The organism is Accumulibacter sp. (assembly GCF_031732815.1).
GTDB lineage: Bacteria > Pseudomonadota > Gammaproteobacteria > Burkholderiales > Rhodocyclaceae > Accumulibacter.
Map to the genome: position 1 here is coordinate 9,244 of NZ_JAVMKF010000286.1, position 6,236 is coordinate 15,479.

Genomic DNA, 6,236 nt, shown 5'->3' on the forward strand with positions numbered 1-6,236 from the left:
CTACTTCAGGATATTGAACAGGTTGGAAAAATCATCCGTCCACGGGCGGAAATCGGGCCGCACGACGAGTAGCCGCAGATCGTCGATCGACTCGTAGAGCAGTTCGGCGCGCTCGGGGGTCGCGATCAGCAGCCATTCAGCGTCGAGACAGAAACGATCGCCGGGATCGGCGCGCAGTTGATGAATCACCGTCCGCCGGCCAAGACGCTCGGCGGCTGCGGCGACGACCGGACGCAGGTCGAGATAGTTGTTGGTGATGTTCACCGCGAGCAGACCGTCGTCGCGCAAGTGGCGCAGGTAAGCGCGCATCGCCTCGACGGTGAGCAGATGCGTCGGCACCGAATCGCCCGAAAACGCGTCCATCACCAGCAGGTCAAATTGCTGCGCCGGCTCGCTTTCCAGCATCAGCCGTCCATCGCCGAGAATCGGCACAACGCGCGCCGGCGTGTCGGCGAGGAAGCTGAACTCGCTGCGCGCCAGTTCGAGCATCTGCTCGTTGATCTCGTACATCCTGATCTCGTCGCCGGCGCGGCCGTAGCTGGCCAGCGTGCCGGCGCCCAGGCCGACGATTCCGATCTTGCGCGGTCCCTCCTCGGGCAGCGTCAGGAAAGCCTGACCGATGCCCGACTTCGCGCAGAAATACGCCGTCGGCCGTTGCCGGTACTCGGCCGCCAGGTATTGCTCGCCATGATAGATGTTGCCGTGCAGCAGCTTGCGTTTGACCCCCAGCTCGCCATCGGTGGTATCGATGACGCGCAACTGGCCGTAGAAATTGCGCACGACGCGCCGGTAGTCGTCCACGTAGTTGAACGAAATCTGTCCCAGCCGTGCGCCGTAGGCGAGCAGCGCGCCGACCAGCAGAATCCGCCACAGCGGCGGACAATCGCGCCAGACGACGATCACGGCGAGCGCCGCACAGAGAAACAGGCCGATCAGCAACTCGTAGTAGGCGTTGAAAATCACCGGAGCGAGCAGGCCGACGAACATGCCGCCAAGCGCACCGCCGATCGACAGCATCAGATAGAACAAGGTGAGATGACGAACCGGCGGGCGCCGCCTGACCAGTTCGCCGTGACAGACCATGCAGAAGACGAAGAGCGAGAGCGACAGCGCAACGATGAGCAGCGTCGGCGAAGCGCCACCACCGCCGGCGATCACCCGGTCGACCGCGAACAGGCCGCAGGGCAGCGCGAGCAGAAAGCCCGGCCGGTAGTAGTAGCGCGGCGCGTCGAAACAGAGAATGAAGCTCAACAGATAGATGCTGAGCGGCAGCACCCAGAGAAATGGCACTGCGGCGACATCCTGGGTGAGAAACTGGGTCAGCGCCAGCAGAAGCAGCGACGCTGTCATCGCCAGACCGACCCACAACAGACACTCGCGCAGCGTCGGCGGCGGCGCCACCGCCGTTGACTGCGGCTCGCCGCCCTCCCCGGCCGCCGCCGGATTCGCGCCGCCGTCCGCCGGTGCAGCCGCTGCCGCACGCCAAGACCGCCAGGCGCTGCTCAGACACGCGACGACAAAGGCAACGTAAGCCAGCGACCACAGCCGCGCCTGTTCGAGCACCGGCAACAGCGGCTCGACGAGGACCGGATAGCTCAACAGGGCGAGCATCGAGGCCAGATTCGACAGCGCGTAGAGCCGGTAAGGCATCGCCCTGCCGAACGCACGCCCGACCCAGGCCTGCATCAGCGGCCCGGTCGTCGACAGCAGCAGATACGGCAGACCCACCGCCGAGGCGAGAACGAAGAGGACGTTCCACGTTGGATCGGCAAACGCCGCGTCCTTCCAGCTCGCGTCGGCAACGACCGGCAACGTCGCCAGACTGAGCAGCAGCAGAACGCCATGCACTACATTCTGCCGGCGCGGCGCCAGGTGCTGGTGCAGCAGATGGACGTACAGATAGCCCAGCAGCAGTTCGACCTGAAAGAAGACCAGACAGGTGCTCCACACCGAAGACGAACCGCCAAACCACGGCAGAATCATTTTCGCGATGATCGGCTGCACCTGAAAAAGCAGGAAGGCCGAGAGGAATACGGTGAGCGCGAAACTAAGCAAGCGATTTCTCCAGACGATGGGAACCACGCAGCACCGGAATCCCGGCCGGACGGTTGAAGCTCAGCGTCAGCCCGGCGCAAGCAAGGCCAGGACGCCGCCGCCGCTGCCCGCGCCGGCTGCCGGCAAGCCCCGCAGCACTGCCTGCCAATGCAAGCTGGCATGTTGCGCCGGCGAGTGCAGGCCGGCATGTTACGCCGGAACCCGCGCCGGCGGAAACGCCTGCCGATGCGCCGCGACGAAGCGGCGCACCGACCGCCACCGCCTTGCCAGCTCGATGCGGAGAGGTCGCGACGCGCGCAGCACGCGCGCCGATCGCCGGAGGAGCGTGCGCTGCGGCTCGCGCCGCTTGGCGAGCGTTTCGCTGACGCTGCGCGAATCGCCGGCGGCTGGCCGCAGCGGCCTCGTTCCCCTGGCCAGGCAAGGTACTTTGCGTATACTCGGACCTTCTGATCTCTATCGGAAAACGGGTCATGACGAGCAGCGTAGCAACACGCTTCGAGCGCAGCCAACCGGCAACGCTCAACGGCTTTCAGGCGGCAAGCGCGCGCCTGATCCTGGACAGCCATCTGCGCCTGTTGCAACGGCCGCTGCTGCCCGCCGAGGGTGACGGCGATCCGGCGTGGCGGCTTTACCATGCACCCTTCGTCGTGCTGGCGCACGATGCTGCGCCCGATCCGGTTTTCTTCTACGCCAACCGCCTGGCGCAGGCGCTCTTCGAAATGCCCTGGGCCGAGCTCGTCTGCCTGCCTTCGCGGCTCTCGGCGGAAGCTGCCTCGCGCGCCGAGCGCCAGCGTTTGCTCGAACGCGTGACGCGCCAGGGTTTCATCGAGGATTACGGCGGCGTTCGCATTTCGCGCAGCGGTCGACGCTTCCGGATTAGCGGTGCAACGGTGTGGAATCTGAGCCCGGAGGGGAGCGCGGTGATTGGCCAGGCGGCGTCTTTCTCGTCCTGGGTTCCGCTTGTCTGAGCGGGCAAAGCGCGCGAAGTGCACTTCGCGCCATCTTGGGGGACGGTGGAGATGGTGATATTGCTGATGATCGTTGGCGCCTTGCTTGGCCTGGGCACACACGAGGGCATCGGAGCGCTGCTCGGCGCGACGATCGGCTGGCTGGTCGCGAGCGCCATACGTCAGGGGCGCCGCATCGCGCAGCTCGAGCAGGCGCTCGGCGAACGCGCCGAGCGCGCCGTAACGCCGCCGGCGGATCGGCAAACCCAGGTCGGGCCAACACCGGCGGGCGATCAGGCGCGCGAGCCTGCAACGGCCGCGGCGGCTGCCGCGCCAGCGCTGGCCTCGCCGGTCTCGCCACTCGCGACCGCGTCACCGCCTTCACCACCCTTGCCCTCTGCAGCACCGTCGCCGATCGTTGCGCCCATCCCAACACCAGCGGGCGCGGCAGCCGCCGCCGAATCCGATACGCTCGCGCCGGGTGAGCGGGCAACACGCCCGGCGAGCCATCCGGCCGCCGGTCCGACGACCCCACCGACCGATGCGGGCGAAGCCGCAGGCGAGAGTCGCTCGCTTCTCGGTGCCAATACCATCATCTATGTCGGCATCGCCATCCTGTTCGTCGGGCTCGCCTTCCTCGCCAAGTACCTGGCCGGACGCGTGACGATACCGGTCGAGTTGCGCCTGAGCGCAATTGCGCTGGTCGCGATCGTCCTCACGCTGATCGGCTGGCGGCTGCGCACGCGTCGCCCGCGCTATGCGCAGGTGCTGCAGGGCGGCGGAATTGCTGTGCTCTACTTGACACTGTTCGTCTCCTTCCGCTGGTACGGCGTACTCGCCATGGCACCGGCCTTCGTCCTGATGGCCATCGTCGCCATGCTCGCGGCGGCGCTCGCGGTGTTGCAGGAAGCACCGGCGCTGGCCGTGGTGGGCGCGCTCGGCGGCTTCGCGACGCCGCTGCTCGTGTCCACCGGCGTCGGCAATCACGTGGCGCTGTTCACCTATTACCTGGTGCTCGATCTTGCCATCGCAGCGATTGCCTGGTTCCGCAACTGGCGCCCGCTGAACCTGATCGGCTTCGCGTTTACCAGCGGCGTCGGCAGCCTGTGGGGCGCCACTTCGTACCAGCCGGCGTACTACGTTTCGGCACAGTTTTTCCTGATCGCCTTCTTCCTCGTCTTCATCGCCATCCTGATTCTCCCAGCGCGCTCTGCTGCCACGGACGACGAAGACGAACCGATCAGCGAGCAGTGGCTGAACGGCAGCTTGCTGTTCGGTCTGCCGACGATCACCTTCGTCCTGCAACACGGTCTGGTTCACCACCTGCGCTACGGCAGCGCCTTCGCCGCACTCCTCCTGGCGGCGTTCTATATCTGGCTCGCCTACTGCCTGCGCGCGAGCCCGCGGATGCGCGTCCTCTTCGAAAGCTGTCTCGCCATCGCCACCGTCTTCCTCACGCTGGTGATTCCGCTTGCCTTCGATGCGCACGCCACAGCCGGCGCCTGGGCGCTCGAAGGCGCCGGCCTGGTATGGCTTGGCGTTCGACTACAGCGCTGGTCCACGCGCAGCTTCGGTTACCTGCTGCTGTTCGGCGCCGGACTGGTGCTGATCCGCGCGGCGCATCAGGCGGGCGTGCCGCTACGCTGGCTGAATACGACGATGGCCAGCGCACTGATGCTGTTCGCCGGCGCCCTGCTCGCTGCGTTCGCCGTTCGCCGGCAGGCAGCCCGGCCGGCCGAGCACCCGGCGAGCAAATCCGACGTGCCGATGCCGCCCGAGCCGATACTCGTCGGCGGCGGCTTGCTGGTCGCGCTGGGCGTCGGCATGCTGCACATCGACGCGCTGCTGGCGCCCGAGCTGCGGCTGGCGGCGGCGATCAGCGGACTGGCCGGGCTCGCGCTGCTGCTCACGCTGCTCGCCGCCCGCCTGCATTGGCCCGGCGTCGCCTGGCCGCTGCTCGGCTTGGCGCCGGCACTGCTCCTGGCTGCCGGCGTCAGTGCGCTGACCCAGGATAATCCCTTCATCAAGAATGGCGGCTGGGCGTGGCTGCTCGCGCTCGCCGCACACCTTGCCGCGCTGCGCTACGCCGCGGCGCACTGGAGCGAGCGCGGCGCGCACCAGGCGCATACGATCGGCTTCCTTGTCCTGGCCGCGCTCGGCGCGCTGGTCGGCCGCGCACTGACGCGCGACCTGGGCGACCTCGGCAGCGCCTGGCCGTGGCTCGGCTGGCTGGCCGCTCCCGCCGCGCTGCTGCTCGCCCTGCCGCAGCCGGCATTCGCCCGGCGCTGGCCGGCCAGCGCCGCACCGACCGCCTATCAACGCAGCGCCGGAGCAGTGCTCGCAGTGGCGCTGTTCGGCTGGACGCTCGCCGCGAACGTCGCTTCGAATGGTTCGGCGCAGCCTTTGCCTTACCTGCCGCTGCTCAGTCCGCTCGATCTTGGTGTGGCGATCGCCCTCTTCGCCGGCTGGCGCTGGAGCCTTTGCCCGGCCGCCGCCGAGGCGCTGCGCGCTGAACCGAAACTGGCGCCGGCAGCACTCGGCGCCGCTGCTTTCTTCTGGCTGAACGCGATGCTGGTGCGCGGCTTCTACCACTACGACGACGTGCCGCTCCGCCTATCCGCCTGGATCGATTCGCTCGCTGTACAGACGGGCTTCACCTTGTTGTGGGCAGCAACTGCTTTGGCGCTGATGTGGTTTGGCGCACAGCGCGCCCTGCGCGACCGCTGGATGGCGGGTGCAGCGCTGCTCACCGCTGTTGTGCTCAAACTGCTCATCCTCGACCTGGCGGGCAGCGGCACGCTGACGCGCGTCGTATCGTTCATCGGGGCCGGCGGCTTGATGCTGGTGATTGGCTATGTCGCGCCCTTACCGGCGCCGGAGAAGAAGGATGGATAAGCGGCTGCCCGGCGTTCCTGCCATTCTTGCCATACTTGCCACTTTTCTCGCGCGCGGCAGCGCGTTGGCCGGCACCACCAGCGACGACTTGCCACAGCGCTATCGGGCCGCGATCATCGTCGAGCAGGCGGCACCCTTCGTCCGCCTGCCGCTGTCGCCGCAGGTGTATGCCAACAGCCGGTCAGCCGGCCTGGCCGACCTGCGCATCCTCGACGCCGGCGGCGAGCGCGTGCCTTTCGCGCTGCTCGCGCCGCGCCCGGAGCAGACGACCACCCGCCAGCAGTGGCGCGCGGCCGTCCTCTACCGCCTGCCACCTCGCCCGGCAAGCGGCGAGTGGTT

General features: G+C 67.7%; 4 protein-coding genes. 3 read left to right on the forward strand and 1 reads right to left on the reverse strand.

Annotated features, from left to right (window positions below; genetic code table 11):
- The gene (locus RKP46_RS16465) at positions 1 to 2,055 is read right to left on the reverse strand and encodes a fused MFS/spermidine synthase (protein ID WP_311107624.1); all 2,055 of its coding nucleotides are present in this window, start codon (positions 2,053 to 2,055) and stop codon (positions 1 to 3) included.
- Between the two features lie 470 nt (positions 2,056 to 2,525).
- Between RKP46_RS16465 and RKP46_RS16470 the strand changes: the two genes are divergently transcribed.
- The 3 genes from RKP46_RS16470 to RKP46_RS16480 form a co-directional block, all read left to right on the forward strand.
- Complete coding sequence (locus RKP46_RS16470) at positions 2,526 to 3,023, forward strand: MEKHLA domain-containing protein (RefSeq protein WP_311107625.1); 498 nt, start codon at positions 2,526 to 2,528, stop codon at positions 3,021 to 3,023.
- Between the two features lie 51 nt (positions 3,024 to 3,074).
- Positions 3,075 to 5,897, forward strand: coding sequence for a DUF2339 domain-containing protein (locus RKP46_RS16475; protein ID WP_311107626.1), 2,823 nt, complete (start codon positions 3,075 to 3,077; stop codon positions 5,895 to 5,897).
- The coding region (locus RKP46_RS16480; protein ID WP_311107627.1) for a DUF3999 family protein at positions 5,890 to 6,236 on the forward strand (347 nt) is incomplete at its 3' end. The genes RKP46_RS16475 and RKP46_RS16480, both read left to right, overlap by 8 nt.

Coding starts and splice junctions, on each gene's coding strand:
- RKP46_RS16470 (WP_311107625.1), top strand. CDS start 2,526: ATGACGAGCAGCGTAGCAACACGCTTCGAGCGCAGCCAACCGGCAACG.
- RKP46_RS16475 (WP_311107626.1), top strand. CDS start 3,075: ATGGTGATATTGCTGATGATCGTTGGCGCCTTGCTTGGCCTGGGCACA.